The 21,057-nt window shown below is 34.9% G+C and carries 19 protein-coding genes and 1 pseudogene; 16 read left to right on the forward strand and 4 right to left on the reverse strand.

Going from position 1 to position 21,057, the window contains the following annotated elements; genetic code table 11:
* The first annotated feature begins 13 nt into the window (after positions 1 to 13).
* From ilvC to ilvA, 3 genes are read left to right on the forward strand one after another with little or no spacing between them, the layout of a single operon-like run.
* The gene (gene ilvC / locus MHB70_RS08005; protein WP_000861155.1) at positions 14 to 1,027 is read left to right on the forward strand and encodes a ketol-acid reductoisomerase; all 1,014 of its coding nucleotides are present in this window, start codon (positions 14 to 16) and stop codon (positions 1,025 to 1,027) included.
* Positions 1,028 to 1,073: 46 nt separating this feature from the next.
* Positions 1,074 to 2,747 (forward strand): dihydroxy-acid dehydratase, encoded by a 1,674-nt coding sequence (ilvD, locus tag MHB70_RS08010; protein ID WP_001255831.1) that lies wholly within the window; start codon positions 1,074 to 1,076, stop codon positions 2,745 to 2,747.
* Between the two features lie 31 nt (positions 2,748 to 2,778).
* Complete coding sequence (gene ilvA / locus MHB70_RS08015; RefSeq protein ID WP_000250553.1) at positions 2,779 to 4,041, forward strand: threonine ammonia-lyase IlvA; 1,263 nt, start codon at positions 2,779 to 2,781, stop codon at positions 4,039 to 4,041.
* Positions 4,042 to 4,098: 57 nt separating this feature from the next.
* Here ilvA and MHB70_RS08020 read toward each other — a convergent pair.
* Positions 4,099 to 4,330: pseudogene (locus tag MHB70_RS08020) on the reverse strand (hypothetical protein).
* Positions 4,331 to 4,382: 52 nt separating this feature from the next.
* Positions 4,383 to 5,486 (reverse strand): CapA family protein, encoded by a 1,104-nt coding sequence (locus MHB70_RS08025; RefSeq protein WP_000854523.1) that lies wholly within the window; start codon positions 5,484 to 5,486, stop codon positions 4,383 to 4,385.
* 228 nt (positions 5,487 to 5,714) lie between these two features.
* On the opposite strand from MHB70_RS08025, the gene MHB70_RS08030 reads away from it, so the two are divergent.
* The 3 genes from MHB70_RS08030 to MHB70_RS08040 all read left to right on the forward strand — a co-directional run bounded on the left by MHB70_RS08030 (position 5,715) and on the right by MHB70_RS08040 (position 8,683).
* On the forward strand, positions 5,715 to 6,431 hold the full coding sequence (locus MHB70_RS08030) for a DUF554 domain-containing protein (protein ID WP_000236014.1): 717 nt from the start codon (positions 5,715 to 5,717) through the stop codon (positions 6,429 to 6,431).
* 18 nt (positions 6,432 to 6,449) lie between these two features.
* Complete coding sequence (locus tag MHB70_RS08035) at positions 6,450 to 7,301, forward strand: GNAT family N-acetyltransferase (RefSeq protein WP_000503622.1); 852 nt, start codon at positions 6,450 to 6,452, stop codon at positions 7,299 to 7,301.
* Between the two features lie 167 nt (positions 7,302 to 7,468).
* Positions 7,469 to 8,683 (forward strand): multidrug efflux MFS transporter, encoded by a 1,215-nt coding sequence (locus MHB70_RS08040; protein ID WP_000179322.1) that lies wholly within the window; start codon positions 7,469 to 7,471, stop codon positions 8,681 to 8,683.
* Positions 8,684 to 8,738: 55 nt separating this feature from the next.
* Here MHB70_RS08040 and MHB70_RS08045 read toward each other — a convergent pair whose 3' ends face one another.
* Positions 8,739 to 9,500 (reverse strand): DODA-type extradiol aromatic ring-opening family dioxygenase, encoded by a 762-nt coding sequence (locus MHB70_RS08045; protein WP_000982909.1) that lies wholly within the window; start codon positions 9,498 to 9,500, stop codon positions 8,739 to 8,741.
* 205 nt (positions 9,501 to 9,705) lie between these two features.
* Here MHB70_RS08045 and MHB70_RS08050 point away from each other — a divergent pair, with 205 nt between their 5' ends.
* The 8 genes from MHB70_RS08050 to MHB70_RS08085 all read left to right on the forward strand — a co-directional run bounded on the left by MHB70_RS08050 (position 9,706) and on the right by MHB70_RS08085 (position 18,425).
* Positions 9,706 to 10,629, forward strand: a complete 924-nt coding sequence (locus MHB70_RS08050; protein ID WP_001102585.1) for an alpha/beta hydrolase — start codon at positions 9,706 to 9,708, stop codon at positions 10,627 to 10,629.
* A 157-nt stretch (positions 10,630 to 10,786) separates the two neighbouring features.
* Positions 10,787 to 11,470 (forward strand): 5'-methylthioadenosine/adenosylhomocysteine nucleosidase, encoded by a 684-nt coding sequence (locus MHB70_RS08055; RefSeq protein ID WP_061530104.1) that lies wholly within the window; start codon positions 10,787 to 10,789, stop codon positions 11,468 to 11,470.
* 227 nt (positions 11,471 to 11,697) lie between these two features.
* The gene (locus MHB70_RS08060; protein ID WP_016108164.1) at positions 11,698 to 12,141 is read left to right on the forward strand and encodes a GNAT family N-acetyltransferase; all 444 of its coding nucleotides are present in this window, start codon (positions 11,698 to 11,700) and stop codon (positions 12,139 to 12,141) included.
* A 27-nt stretch (positions 12,142 to 12,168) separates the two neighbouring features.
* Positions 12,169 to 12,528 carry a YunG family protein gene (locus tag MHB70_RS08065; RefSeq protein WP_000370955.1) on the forward strand — a complete coding sequence of 120 codons (360 nt, stop codon included), beginning with the start codon at positions 12,169 to 12,171 and terminating at the stop codon, positions 12,526 to 12,528.
* A gap of 53 nt (positions 12,529 to 12,581) precedes the next feature.
* The gene (locus tag MHB70_RS08070) at positions 12,582 to 13,907 is read left to right on the forward strand and encodes a bifunctional S-methyl-5'-thioadenosine deaminase/S-adenosylhomocysteine deaminase (RefSeq protein ID WP_141543677.1); all 1,326 of its coding nucleotides are present in this window, start codon (positions 12,582 to 12,584) and stop codon (positions 13,905 to 13,907) included.
* 155 nt (positions 13,908 to 14,062) lie between these two features.
* Positions 14,063 to 15,691 (forward strand): peptide ABC transporter substrate-binding protein, encoded by a 1,629-nt coding sequence (locus MHB70_RS08075; RefSeq protein WP_061530102.1) that lies wholly within the window; start codon positions 14,063 to 14,065, stop codon positions 15,689 to 15,691.
* 395 nt (positions 15,692 to 16,086) lie between these two features.
* Positions 16,087 to 16,842 (forward strand): class I SAM-dependent methyltransferase, encoded by a 756-nt coding sequence (locus tag MHB70_RS08080; protein ID WP_061530101.1) that lies wholly within the window; start codon positions 16,087 to 16,089, stop codon positions 16,840 to 16,842.
* A 431-nt stretch (positions 16,843 to 17,273) separates the two neighbouring features.
* Positions 17,274 to 18,425: a TIGR04053 family radical SAM/SPASM domain-containing protein gene (locus MHB70_RS08085; protein WP_002047777.1), complete on the forward strand. Its 1,152-nt coding sequence runs from the start codon at positions 17,274 to 17,276 to the stop codon at positions 18,423 to 18,425.
* A 165-nt stretch (positions 18,426 to 18,590) separates the two neighbouring features.
* Here MHB70_RS08085 and MHB70_RS08090 read toward each other — a convergent pair whose 3' ends face one another.
* The gene (locus MHB70_RS08090) at positions 18,591 to 19,121 is read right to left on the reverse strand and encodes a GNAT family N-acetyltransferase (RefSeq protein ID WP_000483987.1); all 531 of its coding nucleotides are present in this window, start codon (positions 19,119 to 19,121) and stop codon (positions 18,591 to 18,593) included.
* 144 nt (positions 19,122 to 19,265) lie between these two features.
* Between MHB70_RS08090 and MHB70_RS08095 the strand changes: the two genes are divergently transcribed.
* Positions 19,266 to 19,964 carry a response regulator transcription factor gene (locus MHB70_RS08095; protein ID WP_000414522.1) on the forward strand — a complete coding sequence of 233 codons (699 nt, stop codon included), beginning with the start codon at positions 19,266 to 19,268 and terminating at the stop codon, positions 19,962 to 19,964.
* A complete protein-coding gene (locus MHB70_RS08100; RefSeq protein WP_002105408.1) occupies positions 19,930 to 21,030 on the forward strand; it encodes a sensor histidine kinase in 1,101 nt (366 codons plus the stop codon). The genes MHB70_RS08095 and MHB70_RS08100 overlap by 35 nt, the downstream gene beginning before the upstream one ends.
* Positions 21,031 to 21,057: the final 27 nt, after the last annotated feature.

Raw genomic sequence — 21,057 nt, forward strand, 5'->3', positions numbered from 1 at the left:
GAGTGTATGGAATATGAAAACGTATTATGAGCAAGATGCAAAAGTAGAGTTATTACAAGGGAAGACAGTTGCGGTAGTCGGATATGGATCTCAAGGTCATGCCCAAGCACAAAATTTACGTGATTCTGGTGTGGAAGTTGTAGTTGGTGTTCGTCCTGGTAAGTCATATGAAGTAGCGAAAGCTGATGGGTTTGAAGTAATGTCCGTTTCAGAAGCGGTTCGAACCGCACAAGTTGTACAAATGTTATTGCCGGATGAACAACAAGCACATGTTTATAAAACAGAAGTAGAAGAGAATCTTCGTGAAGGACAAATGTTACTTTTCTCACATGGATTTAATATTCACTTCGGACAAATTAATCCGCCAAGTTACGTAGACGTAGCGATGGTCGCACCAAAAAGCCCAGGTCATCTCGTTCGCCGTGTATTCCAAGAAGGAAATGGTGTTCCGGCATTAGTTGCAGTGCATCAAGATGCAACCGGCACGGCATTACATGTAGCTCTTGCATATGCAAAAGGTGTAGGTTGTACACGTGCAGGTGTAATTGAAACGACATTCCAGGAAGAAACAGAGACAGACTTATTCGGTGAGCAAGCTGTGCTTTGCGGCGGAGTAACTGCACTTGTAAAAGCTGGTTTTGAAACGTTAACGGAAGGCGGATATCGTCCTGAAATTGCATACTTTGAATGTTTGCATGAATTAAAGTTAATTGTTGATTTAATGTACGAAGGTGGATTAACGAACATGCGCCATTCTATTTCAGATACGGCAGAGTTTGGAGATTATGTAACAGGATCAAGAATTGTTACAGATGAAACGAAGAAAGAGATGAAACGAGTACTTACAGAAATTCAGCAAGGTGAATTCGCGAAAAAATGGATTTTAGAAAACCAAGCAGGTCGTCCAACATACAACGCGATGAAAAAAGCAGAACAAAATCATCAGTTAGAAAAAGTAGGAACAGAGCTTCGTGAAATGATGAGCTGGATTAAGGAACCAGAAAAGAAAACGTTAGTAAAGAAATAGATTAAGAGAATATAAGTGAAAAATACGTAAGAGGGGATTTGACAAGATGAGAAGCGACATGATTAAAAAAGGTTTTGATAAAGCGCCACATCGTAGTTTATTAAAAGCAACTGGTTTGAAAGATGAGGATTTTGATAAGCCGTTTATTGCGATTTGTAATTCTTTTATTGAAATTATTCCAGGGCATAAGCACTTGAACGAGTTTGGGAAACTTGTAAAAGAAGCCGTTCGTGCAGCAGGTATGGTACCATTCGAATTCAATACAATTGGAGTAGACGATGGTATTGCGATGGGACATATCGGTATGCGTTATTCGCTTCCGAGTCGTGAAATTATTGCAGATTCAGTAGAAACGGTTGTAAATGCACATTGGTTTGACGGCATGATTTGTATCCCAAACTGTGACAAAATTACACCAGGTATGATGATGGCATCTCTTCGTATTAACATTCCGACTGTGTTTGTTTCAGGTGGACCGATGGCAGCTGGGAAAACATCTAAGGGGGAAGTTGTTGACCTTAGTTCTGTTTTTGAAGGGGTAGGAGCTTATCAATCTGGGAAAATTTCAGAAGAAGAATTAAAAGATATTGAAGATCATGGCTGTCCATCTTGTGGCTCTTGTTCCGGCATGTTTACAGCGAACTCTATGAACTGTTTATGTGAAGTATTAGGTTTAGCCCTTCCTGGAAACGGTAGTATTTTAGCAATTGATCCAAGACGTGAAGAGTTAATTAAACAAGCAGCAGAGAAACTGAAAATTTTAATTGAAAGAGATATTAAGCCGCGTGATATTGTAACAGAAGAAGCAATTGACGATGCTTTTGCACTTGATATGGCGATGGGTGGATCAACGAATACAGTATTACACACGCTAGCACTCGCACAAGAGGCAGGGCTAGATTATGATATGAGCCGTATTGATGCTGTTTCAAGACGTGTACCGCATTTATGTAAAGTAAGTCCAGCTTCTAACTGGCATATGGAAGATATTGATCGAGCGGGCGGAATTAGTGCAATCTTGAAAGAGATGAGCAGAAAAGAAGGGGTACTTCATTTAGACCGTATTACGGCTACTGGGCAAACATTAAGAGAAAACATTGCTCATGCAGAGATTAAAGATAAGGAAGTGATTCATTCTCTTGAAAACCCTCATAGTGAAGAGGGGGGCTTACGTATTTTAAAAGGAAATCTAGCGAAAGATGGAGCGGTTATTAAAAGCGGGGCAACCGAAGTAAAACGATTTGAAGGACCTTGCGTTATTTTTAATTCACAAGATGAGGCATTGGCTGGCATTATGCTTGGGAAAGTGAAAAAAGGAGATGTAGTTGTCATTCGTTATGAAGGGCCAAGAGGCGGACCGGGTATGCCTGAAATGTTAGCACCAACATCAGCAATCGCTGGAATGGGATTAGGTGCTGAGGTTGCATTATTAACGGACGGACGTTTCTCTGGAGCTTCACGTGGCATTTCGGTAGGGCATATTTCACCAGAAGCAGCTGCGGGTGGAACAATCGCACTACTTGAACAAGGGGATATTGTATGTATTGATGTTGAGGAACGCTTGCTAGAAGTAAGAGTGAGTGATGAGGAATTAGAAAAACGTAAAAAAGAATGGAAACGACCAGAACCGAAAGTGAAAACGGGCTGGCTTGGACGATATTCTCAGATGGTAACATCGGCGAATACAGGTGCAGTTTTAAAGGTGCCGAATTTTGATTGAGTCAAAATAAAAGAGATAAGGATGATAGAAAATGGTGCAAAATGTGAAGGAGAGAGTGAAGATTGAAGATATCCTTATGGCTCATAACTGTATGAAGGATATCGTCATGAAAACGCCCTTGCAACGTGATAAGGTTTTATCTGAAAAATACGAATGTGAGGTGTATATTAAACGAGAAGATTTGCAAGTAATTCGGTCTTTCAAAATTCGCGGTGCATACAATTTAATTCAAAGTTTGTCGAAAGAACAATTACAAAATGGTGTTGTTTGTGCAAGTGCTGGCAATCACGCACAAGGAGTTGCGTATACGTGTAATTTATTAAATATTCCATCGAAAATCTTTATGCCAACAACGACACCAAAACAGAAAGTATCACAAGTTCAATTTTTTGGTGGTAGCTTTGCAGAAATCATGTTAGTTGGTGATACATTTGATGGTGCTTTTCAAGAAGCGCAGCGCTATTGTGAGGAAAATAGGATGACATTTGTGCATCCGTTTGATGATCCGTATGTAATTGCAGGGCAAGGAACAGTAGCTGTTGAAATTATGCACGATATGGATAAGGCAGTTGATTATCTCTTTACAGCAATTGGCGGCGGTGGGTTAGCATCGGGTGTAGGTACATATGTGAAAGGTGTTAGTCCAGCTACAAAGGTAATTGGTGTAGAGCCGATGGGGGCTGCATCTATGAAAGAGGCTTTCCTTCAAAACGAAAATGTAGCATTAGAGAAAATAGATAGTTTTGTTGATGGAGCAGCTGTCAAAAAAGTAGGGAAGTTAACATTTGAAACTTGTAAAGATGTCATTGATGACATTGTTTTAGTACCAGAGGGAAAGGTTTGTACGACGATTTTAGAACTGTATAAGAAAAATGCAATTGTAGCTGAACCGGCTGGTGCACTCTCTATTGCAGCACTTGATTTATACAGGGATGAAATAAAAGGTAAAACAGTTGTATGTACGCTAAGTGGTGGAAATAATGATATTGATAGAATGCAAGAAATGAAAGAACGTTCTCTCATTTACGAAGGGTTAAAGCATTATTTCATCATTGAATTTCCGCAGCGTTCAGGTGCGCTAAGAGAATTTCTTGATAAAGGATTAGGACCAGAAGATGACATTACGCGCTTTGAGTATATTAAGAAACATAATAAAGAAAATGGTCCAGCGCTGGTCGGGGTAGAATTAAAACATAAAGAAGATTATGAGCAATTAATTACTCGTTTTAAAGAAAATAATATTCAATTTGTGGAGCTTAATAAAAATCCTGTTTTGTTTGATTTGCTTATTTAGTAAAAAAAATAAAAAAAGATAGATACAAGCAAGGAAAATGCTACTTGTTCTATCTTTTTATAGTGAAACGAAATACTCTCCAAATTCATGAAGGAGAAAGTTAGTTAACCAAAAATATATCGCGATACGAATGATTATGTACAATGAAAATTCAAAGGGAGAAAGTTTTCTTTCTCCCTTTATTTTTTTAGTAGTCTAACAGAAAAAAGGAGCATAAAAGCAGGATTGCTATAGATACTTTATATACGTTTTCTAACAAACTTATATTTTCTAACAAGTCTTTCAGCATGTCTATCACCTATTCTGTAGTATTTGTTACAGAGAAATAGATTTCGTGCTGTTTAGTTACGTGTGTTTATTATTTTTCCAGTACTATCAATTTCTACATCAGTTGAAACCGTTTGTAAATATTGTAGAGCTTTTTTCTTTTCTTCTTCATTTACTGGGGAAACTTGGTTATTACGAATGATGTAAGGGTTAAATGACATTTGGACATCCTTTCCTTTAAAAGTTAAAGTTAAGACGCCAGTTTCTGCACTTTTTCCATTCACATAACTCGGGAACAAAAAGTTACCTAATGAGTAAGCAATAGGAACTTTATTATAATACTCAAACCCTTGTAACCAATGCGGGTGACTTCCGACAATAGCGTCAGCACCTGCTTCAACCATTTTAGGTACATATTGTTTTTGGTATTCTACTGGACGATTTGATTTTTCAACGCCCCAATGCATATAGACGATTAAATAGTCTGCATCTTGTTTTTGCTCCTTAATTGTTTTAGTTACAAGATTTAAATCATATCCGTTCGCAACGCCAGGTTTATTGTCACCAGCTACCCAATTAGAATCAGGCATAAATCGAACGAAGGAAAGAAATTTGAACTTTTTCCCTTTTACGGTCATTTCTCGTGCAGTATATGCATCTTTTGCATTTTTTCCGGCCCCGATGTAAGGGAACTTTAATTTTTCTACGTGAGAGATAGTGTCTAATAATCCATCTTGCCCATAATCAAGTGTATGGTTATTCCCAATATTTACGATGTCATATCCAGTGTTTTTAATGGCTTGTAGTGTAGATGGATCACTTTTAATCCAAAACAATTGCCCAGGTGCTTTCTTTTCTCTCGTTGTAAAGGCCGACTCTAAATTAACAAAGGAAATATCTGCTTTTGTTATTTCTTCTTTTACATGTTGGAATGGATAATCAGCCCCGTTTTTTTCGATAATAGGACGTAATTGCCAATCGAACATTGTATCACCAGAGAAAGTGAGTGTAATTTCCGGGTCTTCTATTTTCTTTTTGCTTTTTGTAACTGTTTTACTAGATTTGCTTTGCAAATCGGGTTTGTCTTTCGCTTTTGAAATAAAAGAGTAGTTGATTAATACAACAATTGGTGTAATACAAAAGGCTATTAACAGAAATCGTTTTAGTAAAGTTTTCATATATACCTTCCTTTTGAGTTTATCCCGTTATTGAAAACTTCCGCATTTAGATTAAAATGAATCCACTAAAGGTAGTTATTGAAATATGTATAGTTACAAAAAAACGGGTTATAGTAGTGAAATTCATTTGTTAATATTCTCAATATTAAGTTAACATATAGATAACTTGTAAATCAATGTGTAAACCAAAATATAGAAATAAAGAATTCGAAAGGTGAAGAATGAGAAATGGTTATATTAGGGGCAGTTGTAAATGGCATTTGTATTATATTCGGTACTTTACTTGGTAAATTATTTAGTAAGATTCCAGAAAGTATGAAGGGAACAATTATGCATGCAATCGGTTTAGCGGTAACTGTACTTGGCCTTCAAATGGCATTAAAAAGTGAAAACTTTCTTGTTGTGATTCTAAGTTTAGTTATTGGTACTGTAATTGGGGAATGGTTACAATTAGAAGAAAAGTTAAAACTGTTAGGAGATTGGTTAGAAAATAAAGTTGGATCGAAGGGGAAAGGGAGTATATCAGAAGGGTTTGTAACAGCGACGCTTATTTTTGCAATTGGCGCGATGGGGATACTTGGTGCATTGGACAGTGGAATTCGCGAAAATCATAATATTTTATTCACAAAGGCGATTATCGATGGATTCATTTCGATTATATTAACGACAACTCTAGGAATCGGCGTAGTATTTTCAGCGATTCCAGTTATTTTATATGAAGGTGCTATTGCCATTTTTGCAACACAGATTAATAGTTTTGTCCCGAAAGAATTAATGAATCAATTTATAGTGGAAATGACAGCTACGGGCGGCATTATGATATTCGCCATTGGATTAAACTTACTTGGATTTATTAAAATTAAAGTAGCGAATTTACTTCCAGGTATATTGGTAGTTGGAATAATTGTTTCAATTATTTATGGTTACGGTTTGTTAGTAAAGTAGTTGAGGATGGAGATACATATGGGGGAATTCCAATTTACAAAACGTGTTCATAAAATACTGGAGATTGCGGCAAAAGAGACTAAATATAATATAATTCAACCAGTTCATCTTTTTATCGGCATGTGTAAAGAAGGTACAGGAGTGTGCGCAGAGTTATATATGTATTTGTTTCGTAAAGTTGGCACGGATTTTTTAGAAGAACTTTCTTTACAAGAACAATATGAAATAGAGTACATAAAAATAGAACAATATAAATTAGCTAATAAAACGCTAGAAATTTTGCAAATAGCGAAGAAACGTATGGAACGTTTTCAGCAAGTATTAATAAATGAAGGACATGTAATATATGCATTATTTCGTTTAGGTATAGTGAGTGAAAAAGTTATAAACAAAGAAATACAAAAAGATGTGTTACGTATTATAGCTGAACCAAGAGATTTGGCGGTGGATTTAAAATGCTTTGATCCCATTTATAATAAATTATCTTGTAATGTTAGAAGAGCTAGCTCTGTTGATTTTGAAACATTAGTACGTTTTGTTACGTGGAAATTTGGTGAACGCTGGTTACAGTCGATAGATTATGGGTTTCAAACATATAAAGAAAAGGTACCTATTTATATTGCACAGCAGGGTGAAGTGATAGTAGGTTTCGCTTGTTATGATGTAGTCAGGGGAAAGAAAGGACTATTTGGTCCGATGGGGACAGCGAAACGAAATCGTGTGAAAGGTGTAGGGAAAGAATTGTTGCATCATTGTTTATATAATATGAAGCAAGACGGATATGAATATGCAATTATTGGACAAGCAGGTCCGATTGAGTTTTATGAGAGAAGTTGCAATGCTCGTTTAATACCGCTAGAAGATAATTGACCAACTCCATATAGGGGAGTTGGTTTTATTATGAAAAAAATGTGGAATTTACATGGTTTTTGCTAGGAAATAGCGGCTTTTGTAATGAATATTACGTCTAAATCAAATTACTAAACTTTTTACAAGAAAAGGTGTAGAATGGGTATCGAATGAAAGAAGGTGTGAAAATGGCCAGCTGGAAACGAAATTTAATGATTTGTTGGCTAGGTTGTTTTACCACTGCAGCCGGTATGAGTTTAGTAATTCCTTTCTTATCTTTTTATATTGAGGAATTAGGAGTGACTGGCACTTCGAGTATTGCACAGTGGTCGGGACTTGCATTTGGTGTAACATTTTTAATGGGTGCGATCGTATCACCAATATGGGGAAAGCTTGGTGATATACATGGACGGAAATTGATGCTTATACGTGCTAGCCTTGGTATGGCGGTTATTATGACGCTTATGGGGTTTGTAACGGATGTGTATCAACTAGTCGCACTTAGATTTTTGATGGGAGCAGTATCTGGTTTCCTTTCAACCGCAATGACATTTATTGCAGCAGAAACTCCGAAAGAGCATTCAGGTTGGGCAATTTCCACAATTTCAACCGGGGGCGTGAGCGGCTCATTACTCGGACCATTACTAGGCGGTTATTTGTCTGAGTTAATTGGAATGCGTCATGTCTTTCTTGTTACAGGAGCTTTCTTATTCCTTTCCTTCCTCATCGTCTTTTTCTTCCTACATGAAGAAAATCACTCTGCTCAAGCAAAAAAGGTACAGCAAAAAAAAGTATGGACGATGGTCCCAGCAAAGCATGTAATTATTAGTTTATTTGTAACAACATTTATTATTCAACTTGCCAATATGTCAATTCAACCTATTATTACATTGTACGTAAAGAATTTGGAAGGACCAGGAACAGCTCATATCGAAATGATTGCAGGGGCAGTTATGTCTGCGACAGGATTAGCAGTTATTTTGGCAGCGCCTAAATTAGGAAGATTATCAGATCATATCGGTCCTCAAAAAACATTAGTAGTAGCATTGTTTGCTGCAGGGATTATCTTTATCCCGCAAGCATTTGTAACCTCAGCTTGGCAACTATTAATTCTTCGATTTTTATTAGGTATCGCACAAGCAGGATTATTACCTTCCGTACAAACTCTACTAAAACAACATACGCCAACCCATGTAACGGGACGAATATTTGGATATAATCAGTCGTTTCAGTTTTTAGGAAATATGATTGGTCCAGTGCTTGGGGGGCAAATTGCAGCTCATGCAGGCTTCCAATATGTTTTCTTCTCTACATCATCACTATTATTTATTGCATGCATTTGGGTTTATTTTCATAATAAGAACGAAGAGGTATCAGAGAAACAACATTTGGAAGTTAGTTAACTAAGTGAATGAAATAGAAAAAAGGATGAAGCAATGAATGCTTCATCCTTTTTCTTTAAAATTGAAGGCAAAGATAACTTAATGTACCAAGCTCGTAACTACGGTGAATGACTTTTCCGTCACTTTCACCACTGCCCATAGCGATAAATAAAGGAACAAAATGTTCTGCTCTTGGTACTGCTAATTGTGCATGAGGCGCATTTTTCTCCCAATTAAACAATGCATCTTTATCGTTATTCTGCATATGTTTCATAATCCAGTCATCAAATTCAATTGCCCATTTTTCAGGTGTAGTTTGATTCCATTTCAGGGCTCGTAAATTATGAACGGTAACGCCACTCCCGATTACTAAAATATCTTCTTGTCCAAGTCCTTTAAGTGCTTCTCCAATCTCAAATTGTTCTTTTGCAGGAAGGAAGGGATTGACTGATATTTGTACGACAGGAATATTTGCTTCTGGATACATGCGATGCAAGAGTGTCCATGAACCATGATCTAAACCTCTCGTCATATTATGATGGACTGAAATACCTTTGTTCTTAAATTTTGTTTCTAACATAGATGCAATGCTAGAAGAGCCTTTCGCACGATATTTGATTTCGTATAACTCAGGGGGAAAACCTCCAAAATCATAAATTGTTTCGTACTCGTTATCTGATGAGGAAATCGTTAATACTTCACTTTCCCAGTGAGCAGTGAAAATAACAATTGCTTTCGGTTTATATGTTTCTCCAAGTGTTTTTAAAAATCGTGTATAGTCTGTATCTTGAATAGCAAGCATTGGTGAACCATGTGCTAAAAATAGTGATGGCATCATAATAGAAACCTCCTAAAAATATAATAATTACTTTATGTAAGTAACTATATAATTTTATTGGTTATTCGTCAACATAATAGTTTGATAGCTAATCGGAAAAGTACAGTATTTGTCATAATGAAAGCAATTGCATATAATACATAATAAGAATAATGAACGGATATTCATTATTTTGAGATACATAATAGAGTTGGGGGCTGACGAAATGAACGTACAGGAAAGTTTCGTTACGGCATTGGATGGATCGGAAATTTATTTGCGTAAGTGGTTACCAGAAGGAGATCCGAGAGGAATTATTCAAATTGCACATGGCATGACAGAGCATGCAGGGGTGTATACAGAATTTGTAGATGCTTTATTGGAAGCAGGGTATGGTGTTTATGCGCATGATCATAAAGGACATGGGAAAACAGTAAAAAAAGAAGAAGATTATGGTCATTTTGAACCAAATATAGGGTGGAATCAAGTTGTATCGGATGTTATCTTTGTTTCAGAAAGGATAAAAGAAGAGCAGTCAAGTCCTTTGTTTTTACTAGGACATAGTATGGGTTCTTTTTTATCAAGACGTGCTGTACAACTTAGGGGTGAACTATATGATGGATTTCTGATTTCAGGAACAGGTGGAAATCCAGGGCTTTTAGGGGCTATTGGTCATAAAGTAGCAACAATCGAAATGAAATTGCGTGGGGCAAAAACGAAAAGTCCAGTGCTAAACTTTTTATCTTTCGGAAACTTCAATTCGAACTTTAAGCCAAATCGTACGAAATTTGATTGGTTATCTTCAGATATAAATCAAGTTGATAAATATATCGCGGATCCGTTATGTGGATTCATTTGTACGACGAGTTTTTATAGAGAACTGTTTTCTGGTGTATTAGAAGTAAATAAACTAGAAGAATACAAGAAGACGCCAAAACATCTTCCAATACATATATTCTCTGGTGATCGTGATCCTGTTGGAGATATGGGAAAAGGTGTAAAAGAAGTTTATGAAAACTATAAAAAATGTGGTGTGAAAGATGTTACACTACGTTTATATGAAAATGGAAGACATGAAATGTTCCATGAAGTGAATAGAGATGAAGTGTTTAAAGATTTAATTTCTTGGTTAGATGCGCATAATAAATGAGAATGAAAGCTAAGCCCAAACTGTTTGTAGTTCGGGCTTATATTTATAGATAGTACGGATAGTCGCTAATGGAGTTTGCGTAGCGGCTATATATATTTGAAGATCGATTGAATGCCTATATAAGTTTTATATATAAATTTAGTGAGGAGACGAGTGTATGAAATTTGGAATTATTGGGCCATCAGAAGATGAAATTATGCCTTTTATTGAAGATATGTCTAATAAAAAAATAACGAATCTTGCGATGTTAACGTTTCATAGTGGGACATATGAAAATGTAGAAGTTGTTGCATTATATTGTGGTGTATGTAAAGTTAATGCAGCTATTGCAGCTCAAATATTAATAGATAAGTTTAATGTGACGCATATTATTGTAACAGGTGTTGCAGGAGCAATCGATAAAGTATTAAAAATTGGAGATACAGTCATTTCAACAGAAATTGCGTATCACGACGTGGATGAAGGAATATTAACTGAATATCATCCATGGATGGAAAGTGTATATTTTAAAACGGATAGTAAACTTCTTGAATTAAGCCGAGCAGTAATCGAGAACAATCAATTTACCCAAAATGTTTATTTCGGAAAGATAGTTACTGGAGAGGCTTTTATAAGTGAGAGTGGCCGTACAGAAATAATTTCTACATACAACCCACTTTGTGTAGATATGGAAACAGCAAGTATAGCTCACGTTTGTTATGCCAATACGATTCCATTTATAGCAGTTAGATCTATAACAGATACAGAAGAAGCGTCTAGTATTGAAGCATTTGAAGATAATTGTGTTTCGGCTTCACATCATTCCATTCATTTTGTTAAAAAGTTACTAGAATCGTTGTAAAAGACGTAGCTCTACTTTGAGAAAAAGCGAGCACTGAACTATAAGGAGCACGTGTAATACTGCTCTGTGTTGAGTGTTCGCTTTTATTTTATGAACTAAATGCGTGGAGATGTAAGTATTGCAGCGAGGGATAGTAAAGATATTTATAGAATAATTGTAAAATATCATATTTTACTATGGAATGTGAAAATAGAACTACAAGTAATAAAAGAGAGGATAAATAAACTATGCAAATACGAGAAGCTGCATTAGCAGAAGCAGATGAATTAAGTGAACTCGCACTACATTCAAAAGCAACGTGGAATTATAGTGAAGAATTCATACTTTCTTGTAAGGCAGATTTAACAATTACAGAAGAGTACATAAAATATAATTTTGTATATGTTTTAGAAAAAAATAATATGAAGATTGGATTTTTCTCATTTTTACGTAATGAAAATGCTCTCGATTTTTTATACATTCATCCTCGCTACAAAGGAAAAGGTTACGGGAAAATACTTTGGAAGTTTGTAATAGAAAAAGCAAATGAATTAGGAATAAAAAGGTTTACGATTGATAGTGATCCGAATGCAAAAGGCTATTACTTGAAAATGGGAGCAAAGCTAATTGGAGAGACACCATCAACAGTATGTAAGAATCGATTTTTACCTCTTTTGCAATATGATGTGTAAAACTATTAATGTCAGGGGAAGATGAGAGTGGATAATGTGAAGACAAAACAAATATATGAAATGTTAAAAAAATCGTGGTCGATTGAAACAAGTTCAAAGTGGACGAGCGAAAATCCGGCAAAGGGACAATGTGGTGTAACAGCTCTAGTCGTTCAAGAAATATACGGAGGGAAAATTAAAAAGACGAAAGTAGGAGAGGTGTGGCACTTTTATAACTGTATAGATGGGAAGGTGTTTGATTTTACAGAGACGCAATTTAATGAAAAATTGAAGTATATGGGGGTGGAATCAAATCGTGAAGAAGCATTTGCAGATACAGATGAAAAGCAATATGGCATTTTGAAGGAAAAGATAACGAAAGAATTAAAATTATCTTTTGACTCTTAATCTTTAATAAGTTACTATAATGGTGGTAACTTATTAAAGGGAACTTCATAGAGTTGAAAGGGGAAATACTTTTGAAAACAACTTATGTAAACGCTACAATTGCAACGATGAATGAAAAAAATGAAGTGTTAGAAAATGGATATATCATTGTAGAAAATGATCAAATTATAGAAGTAAATAGCGGAGAATTCGCTAACGATTTTGAAGTAGATGAAGTAATTGACATGAAAGGGAAGTGGGTTTTACCAGGGCTTGTAAATACACATACACATGTTGTTATGAGTCTTTTGAGAGGTATTGGCGATGATATGTTATTACAGCCATGGCTTGAGACGAGAATTTGGCCACTTGAAAGTCAGTTTACTCCAGAGCTTGCGGTCGCTAGTACGGAATTAGGATTACTTGAAATGGTGAAAAGTGGTACGACATCATTCTCTGATATGTTTAATCCAATTGGAGTAGATCAAGATGCAATTATGGAAACGGTATCAAGGAGTGGGATGCGCGCTGCTGTTTCAAGAACTTTATTTAGCTTTGGAACGAAAGAAGATGAAAAGAAAGCAATTGAAGAAGCCGAGAAATATGTGAAGCGTTATTATAACGAAAGTGGAATGTTAACTACGATGGTTGCACCGCATAGTCCATATACATGTTCCACAGAACTGTTAGAAGAGTGCGCACGTATTGCAGTAGAAAATCAAACTATGGTTCATATTCACCTTTCGGAAACAGAGCGTGAAGTACGTGATATTGAAGCGCAGTACGGAAAACGTCCGGTAGAATATGCAGCCAGTTGCGGACTGTTTAAACGCCCAACAGTTATTGCGCATGGTGTAGTATTAAATGAAAATGAGCGTGCATTTTTAGCAGAACATGATGTTCGAGTAGCTCATAATCCGAATAGTAATTTAAAACTAGGTTCTGGTATAGCGAATGTGAAAGCGATGCTAGAAGCAGGAATTAAAGTAGGGATTGCAACAGATAGTGTTGCGTCTAATAATAATTTAGATATGTTTGAAGAAATGCGCATTGCAACTTTATTACAAAAAGGTATTCATCAAGACGCAACAGCATTGCCAGTAGAAACTGCTCTTTCTCTAGCGACAAAAGGAGCTGCAGAAGTAATTGGTATGAAACAAACTGGATCACTTGAGGTTGGAAAGTGTGCTGATTTTATTGCGATTGATCCGTCTAATAAACCGCATTTACAACCAGCTGATGAAGTGTTATCACACCTTGTATATGCAGCTAGTGGAAAAGATATAAGTGATGTAATTATTAACGGAAAACGTGTTGTTTGGAATGGTGAATGTAAAACGTTAGATGAAGAGCGTATTATATTTGAAGCAAGTCGTTATAAACGAGGTTTACAAAGATAGGTATGTGCAAGTTGTTTGAAAAAGCTGTCCTTTTTTAAAAAGGACAGCTTTTTTCTTGAGCGAATAAATATTCAATATAATGTCGCATCTTTCTGTTAATATTTCTGTTATAATATATAACGTTTATAATATTTTATTTTTAAGGAGAACAATTCATGAAGCGAAAAAAGAGCCATTTAATGGTAATGGCAATTATTACATCTTTATTTTTAACAGCTTGTAATAATAAAGCGAATAAAAGTGATGCAGAGGCTAAAAAACAAGTGTTAAATGTAACAGTATCAGAAGAAATTCCTTCACTTGATACTGCAAAAACGATGGATGGGACATCATCACACGTTATGCAAAACATATTTGAAGGGTTGTATGTGCTAGATGATCAAGATCATCCTATTCCAGCAGTAGCAAAATCGTTTAAAAGAAGTGAAGATGGTAAAAAATATACATTTGATTTGCGTAAAGATGCAAAATGGTCAAATGGAGACAATGTAACAGCAAATGACTTTATATTTGCATGGAAACGTGCAGTTAACCCGCAAACGGCATCTCAATATGCGGACATGTTCTTTCATGTGAAAAATGCGAAAGAAATAAATAAGGGAACAATGTCACTTGATGAACTTGGGGTTAAAGTTATAAATGATTATAAGTTAGAGGTTGAACTTGAACAGCCAATTCCGTATTTTTTACAGTTGTTAGCACTGCCTATATACTTACCACAGCATGAATCATTTTTGAAAGAACAAGGAAATAAATACGGATTGGAACCTAGTAATCTCATATATAACGGCCCATTTGTATTAGAAAAATGGAAACATGAACAAGAGTTCCAATTAAAGAAGAATGCTACATATTGGGATCAAAAGAAAGTGAAATTAGACGAAATAAATTTTCATATTGTAAAGGATGCAATGACGGCTGTAAATTTATATGAGGCCGGCGATTTGGATCGAGTACCTATTAATTCTCAAGTTGTAGACAAGTATAAAGGGAATAAGGAATTACATATGTCAAGTGATCCTGGAATCGCTATGCTACGTTTTAATGAGAAAAATAATGCGTTAGCCAATAAAAAAGTACGTCAATCTATCTCATTAGCATTAAATAAAGATGATTTTGTTGCTCACTTTATTAATAACGGGGCAAAACCTGCAAATGGACTTGTACCAGTTGGTCATATGAATGAAGAGACTGGCAAAGATTTTAGAAAAGAAAACGGAAATATTTCTTCATATGATTTGCAAAATGCGCAAAAGATTTGGGAAGAAGCGAAAAAAGAGCTTGGAGTAGAGCAAGTAAACCTCGGGTTTTTAACGTTTGAACAAGATAATGCAAAACGTATGGCAGAATATATAAAAGGTGATTTAGAAAAGAATTTGAATGGATTAACGTTACAAATTAAACAGCAGCCATTTAAGCAAAAGTTACAGTTAGAACAAACAGGTGATTACGATATAACGATGGCAAATTGGGGACCTGACTATAAAGACCCAATTAATTATTTAGAGTTATTTACGACGGGGAATCCGAATAATAAAATGAGTTACTCGAATTCTCATTACGATGATTTAATAAGGAAAGCGAAAAATGATTTTGTACTTGATCCGGAGAAACGATGGGAAGCGTTGCGAGAGGCTGAGCAGGTCTTATTAGAAGACGCTGCCGTGGCACCGCTTTATCATCTTGGTTCAGCTTATGTACAAAAGGATTATGTAAAAGGAATTGCAAAACATCAATTTGGTGGCGTTTATACTTATAAGAATGCTTATGTTGATAAGAAGTAAATAAAAAAACCTTACTTTTAAAAGTAAGGTTTTTTTACAGAGTGTTGGGAAACCCTTTAGGGTTGTTGCCAGCACATAAAAAAGATGAATGCGTAATTGTTGTTACGTATTCACAAAAAGTTGCAAAAAAAATCAGATTGAGCAGTTTATTTAAGTAAAAAGAAGTTAGTAGTAAACGAAATTAAATAGCTAAGAAAAAAGCTCAATTTCTTACTTTTAATACTGAGAAACTGGTCAGTTATTAAAAAATTAGGGTATATTAACGGGGATTCATATTGGAACTAAGGTAGATCCATTTGGCTGTATTCTTAAGTTGTGGACTTAGAGATTGAAGCTGGAATTAATTATTTAATTCCTATTTCTGTACATAATATCGTGGGGAAGAAGGTAGTACTTTGAGAACAACAGAAAATTTTAACGACAAGGCCGATATATATGCGAAATATCGCCCCGATTACCCTAATGCATATATTGATTATTTGTTTTCGGCTAACCAACTGAAAGAGGACCGAATTGTGGCTGATATTGGTTCAGGTACGGGGATATTTAGCCACCAGTTGCTTGAAAGAGGTTTAAAGGTTATTGGAGTTGAGCCAAATGATGACATGAGAAAGATGGCTGAGCAATCGTTAAAACTATATGCTCGTTTTCAATCAATAAAAGCAACAGCTGAAAATACCACTTTAAAAGAGCATAGTGTGGATTTAGTAACTGTTGCTCAAGCATTTCATTGGTTTGATAAAGCAGCTTTCAAAATGGAATGCCAACGAATCTTGAAACAAAAGGAAAATGTTGCTCTCGTTTGGAATAGTAGAGATTTAACTAGTTCGATTATGAAAGAGAATGCAGAAATTTGCCAGAAAACCTGCCCGACTTTCAAAGGGTTTAGCGATGGAATAGAGGAAACTCCCGAAGTATTTAACACCTTTTTTAAGGATGGAAAGTATGAGTTTAAAGCGTATCAAAATGATTTACTTTTTGATTATGAAGGTTTTTTGGGAAGGAATTTATCAGCGTCCTATGCTCCGAAAAAGGATGAAGAAGAATATAAAAAATTTGTTTTTCTCCTGTCAGAGTTATTCGAAAAACATAGTAAGAATGGAAAAATTGTTCTTCAAAACATGACGCGAAGCTATCTAGGAAATGTCTAAACAACCGGACATAAAGGGACTTTAATCGAAGTGCCTATTTGAATTGTAGATTATCATGTACTAATTAAGATCTTCAACAAACGGGAGCGATTGTTGAACAACAATTAAAAGGGCGATACATATTATTCATGCATAATATGTATCGTCCTTTATTTTTTATGACCTTTTACAATTTAAGTCTTCTAACTAAAAAAAATCTGTTGAAGAAAGCCGCGATGTTTATAAAAAGTTGTGAAGCTTTGCCCTTTTAGATCATTTAGTCTAAAGGGGTGTTTATATTTTTAACAAAGAGCTTTTGTGATTGTTGAAGAGGAAGGTAGAAACATTAGATTAATAGCAGTATAGGGGCATTATTATGACTGAAGATTTTTATTTGTGATACATCTCACACCATAAATACATATATAACTTTACAATTAGAATATCAATTGATGGGAGGGTTAATCTTGATTAATCGTGATTTTAATGAAAATCCGTTTATTGTGATATGGGAGTTAACAAGGGCATGTCAATTAAAATGTCTGCATTGTCGTGCAGAAGCACAGTATCATCGTCATCCTCTAGAGCTAACATTCGAAGAAGGAAGAAAACTAATTGATGATATATATGAAATGGAAAATCCAATGCTTGTATTTACTGGTGGAGATCCATTAATGCGTCCAGATGTATATGATATCGCGGAATATGCAGTGAAAAAAGGTGTTCGAGTTTCTATGACGCCAAGTGCCACTCCAAACGTGACGAAAGAAACGATTCAAAAAGCAAAAGAAGTGGGACTTGCTAGATGGGCATTTAGTTTAGATGGACCAACAGCTGAAATACACGATCATTTTAGAGGGACAGAAGGATCATTTCAATTAACAATGAATTCCATTCGTTATTTGCATGAATTAAAAATTCCTATTCAAATTAATACTGTTGTTTCTAAATATAATGTGGATGTACTTAAAGAAATGGCAATGTTAATAGAAGAATTAAAATGTGTACTTTGGAGTATATTTTTCTTAGTTCCAACAGGACGAGGTAAGGAAAAAGATATGATTTCACCAGCCCAACATGAAAGGGTATTCCATTGGCTATATAAGCTTAGTAAAAAGGTTTCTTTTGATATTAAAACAACAGCTGGTCAGCACTATAGACGGGTTGTGCTTCAAGAAAAAATGAAAGAAAATAACAAGACAAATCAGATCATTCAATATCAGGATGTATTGATGAATGGGACGACAGGGCGAATTGATGGGCTTGGTCGTGCTCCAAAAGGGGTGAATGACGGAAACGGTTTTGTATTTATTTCTCATATTGGAGATGTATATCCAAGTGGATTATTGCCTATTAAAACCGGGAATATTAGAACGACAGCACTAGCTGAAATCTATCGAAACTCCCCTGTTTTTCAAAACCTTCGTAATCCGGACAAGTATAAAGGAAAGTGCGGTGTTTGTGAGTTTCGATATGTTTGTGGGGGATCTCGTTCTAGAGCATATGCGATGACGGGGGATTACATGGAAAGCGAACCTTTCTGTGTATACATTCCAAAAGCATTGCGAAAACAGAAAAAGAACGTAAAAACGGGAAATAAGTAAAAGTTTGCTCATTTCCCGTTTTTTTAGATTTTATAATGTATTGTACTTCGCATCAATCGTACGATAATCTAAGAAATGAAAACCGATCGTTTTTTTCCATCCCTCATTAAAAATCTACTATTTGGATCCGTTGTACGGATACGAATTCTTCACACATAAATTCTATTAAACCGATTTTAATAAAGCATAAAAATTCGTATCATATGGAATATCATCTTGATACATATAATTTTTTAGAACGCCTTCTTTTTCAAAACCTAATTTTAATAGCACCTTATTTGAAGCTTCATTTTCAAGAAAGACAATTGCACCAATACGTTTTAAATGAAGCGTGTGGAAACCGTATGATATAACCTCAGAAACTGCTTCCGTAGCATAGCCATTTCCCCAGTGTTCAGGGAGAAAGGCATAACTTATATTTGCTCGTTTATGCTCAGAAGACCAATCGTGAAAACCAATTGTTCCAATGAGTTCTTTTTTATCTTTTAATTCGATGCCCCATTTTATACCGTTTCTTGCATTGTAACTCAACTTGAAATTATTAATAATTTGCTTTACTTGATCTACATTCTGTAATGGTTTTTGGCCATAATAGCGCAGTACATCAGTATTAGAAAAGCATTGTAGTATACCCGGTGCATCTTTTTCCGTAAGTTCTCGCAAAATGAGTCGGTCAGTTTTTAATATAGGAAACATATTTTCACTCCATTTCTTATGAAACTAGAATGCATTTGTTATTATATAATTTAAACTGAAAATAAAGATTATTCAAGATGAAAGGGTAGGTTTGATTTATGTTAAAATGGGATGTGGAATATATTTCAAAAAAGAGGTTTAGAAATGGAGAAAAACTCAATATTAATTGTAGATGATGATCTAGATATTGTTCAATTTATTAATGTGAATTTAACGCAAGAAGGTTTTACTGTTTTTAGTGCTCATAACGGAGAAGAGGCATTAGAGATAATAAATAATAACAGTATTCAACTTGCTATTCTTGATATTATGATGCCTCAAATGGATGGTATAGAACTGTGTAGAAGGATTAGAGAGAAATATAGTTTACCAATTATGTTTTTAAGCGCAAAATCATCGGATGTAGATAAAGTAATTGGATTTAGTACTGGGGCAGATGATTATATTGTGAAGCCGTTTAGTACAATTGAATTTATAGCAAGAGTGAAAGCTCAATTAAGAAGGTATACATATTTTAATCAAATTGCTGTCCAAGTAATGGAAAAGAAAATAAACATTAAAGGTTTAGAAATAGATGAAATTTCTAGAGTAGTAAAGATATATGGACAAACAATTAATGTTACAAAAACTGAATATGATATTTTGCACTTAATGGCAGCTGCAAAGAACCGTGTGTTTACGATTGAAGAAATATATGAAAGTGTTTGGAATGAAAGGGCCTATGAAAGCAATAATACGGTAATGGTTCATATTGCGAGATTAAGAAATAAAATTGAAGAGAATCCAAAAGAACCGAGGTTTATACAAAATGTTTGGGGAGTCGGGTATAAAATTGGAGATTAAATCATTACAAGGAATTAGAGCTAAATTCTTTTTTGCATTTATATGTAGCATTCTGTTAGCTACGGTAAGTATCATATTAGTTCAAATTTTATTTGGAAGTATATATAGTGACGTTGTCGCGCTAGAAGAAAAATATTCGTTTTTTTATTTTATGTTTTTTCTGCTGTTAACCACTATATATTTTGCATTACTGACAAAGACAACTATAAAAAGATTGAATGAGATCAATAAGAATGTGAAGGAAATAAGCAATGGTAACTTGGAAATACATATACCTATTTCGAAAAGCGATGAGATTGGTGAGTTAGCGACGAATGTCAATAGAATGGCCAAAAGTTTAAAAGAGTCTATTGAAAATGAAAAAAAATCACAGGAAATGAAAAATGAAATGATTAGTAATATTTCACATGACTTACGAACGCCTGTAACATCTCTAATTGGTTATGCGGACTTACTAGGAAATAAGCTTCATTCACATGGAGAAGAATGTGGACAATATGTAAGCATATTAAAGCGAAAAAGTTATGAATTAAAAAATCAAGTTGAAGATTTATTAGAATACTGTCAAATAAACTATAGAGAGATTGAATTACATAAAAATGTAGTAGATATGAAAGCATTAATTGAACAGGTCATGATTGATTTTTTACCACAGTTAGATGATGCCAATATGAGTTTTTATATTAAAAGTAATGAAGAGCTATATGTAAAAATTGATGTAGCGATTATAGTGAGACTATTTGAAAATATAATTAGTAATAGCATTATGTACGGGAAAGATGGAAAAGAAATTTCAATTCAAATTTCCCAAAGAGAAAGGAATGTTGAAGTAGAAATTAAAAATTTTGGACAATGTATTCCGACAAAGAGTCTTCCTTACGTTTTTGAGAAGTTTTATCGTGGTGAAAAATCACGTAGCTCTCATACGGGTGGGAAAGGAATGGGACTTGCAATTTCGAGAAGTATAGCTCAGCTCCATAAAGGAGATATAACTGTATGTAGTAACGATAAAGAAACAATTTTCACTGTGAAATTACCACAGTATAAAAAAGTAAGAAAGTCGTAAGTATTTCTTTCATATGCCGTAATTTTT

Source organism: Bacillus sp. FSL M7-1020 (assembly GCF_038050415.1).
In the GTDB taxonomy this organism is placed as follows: Bacteria; Bacillota; Bacilli; order Bacillales; family Bacillaceae_G; genus Bacillus_A; species Bacillus_A toyonensis.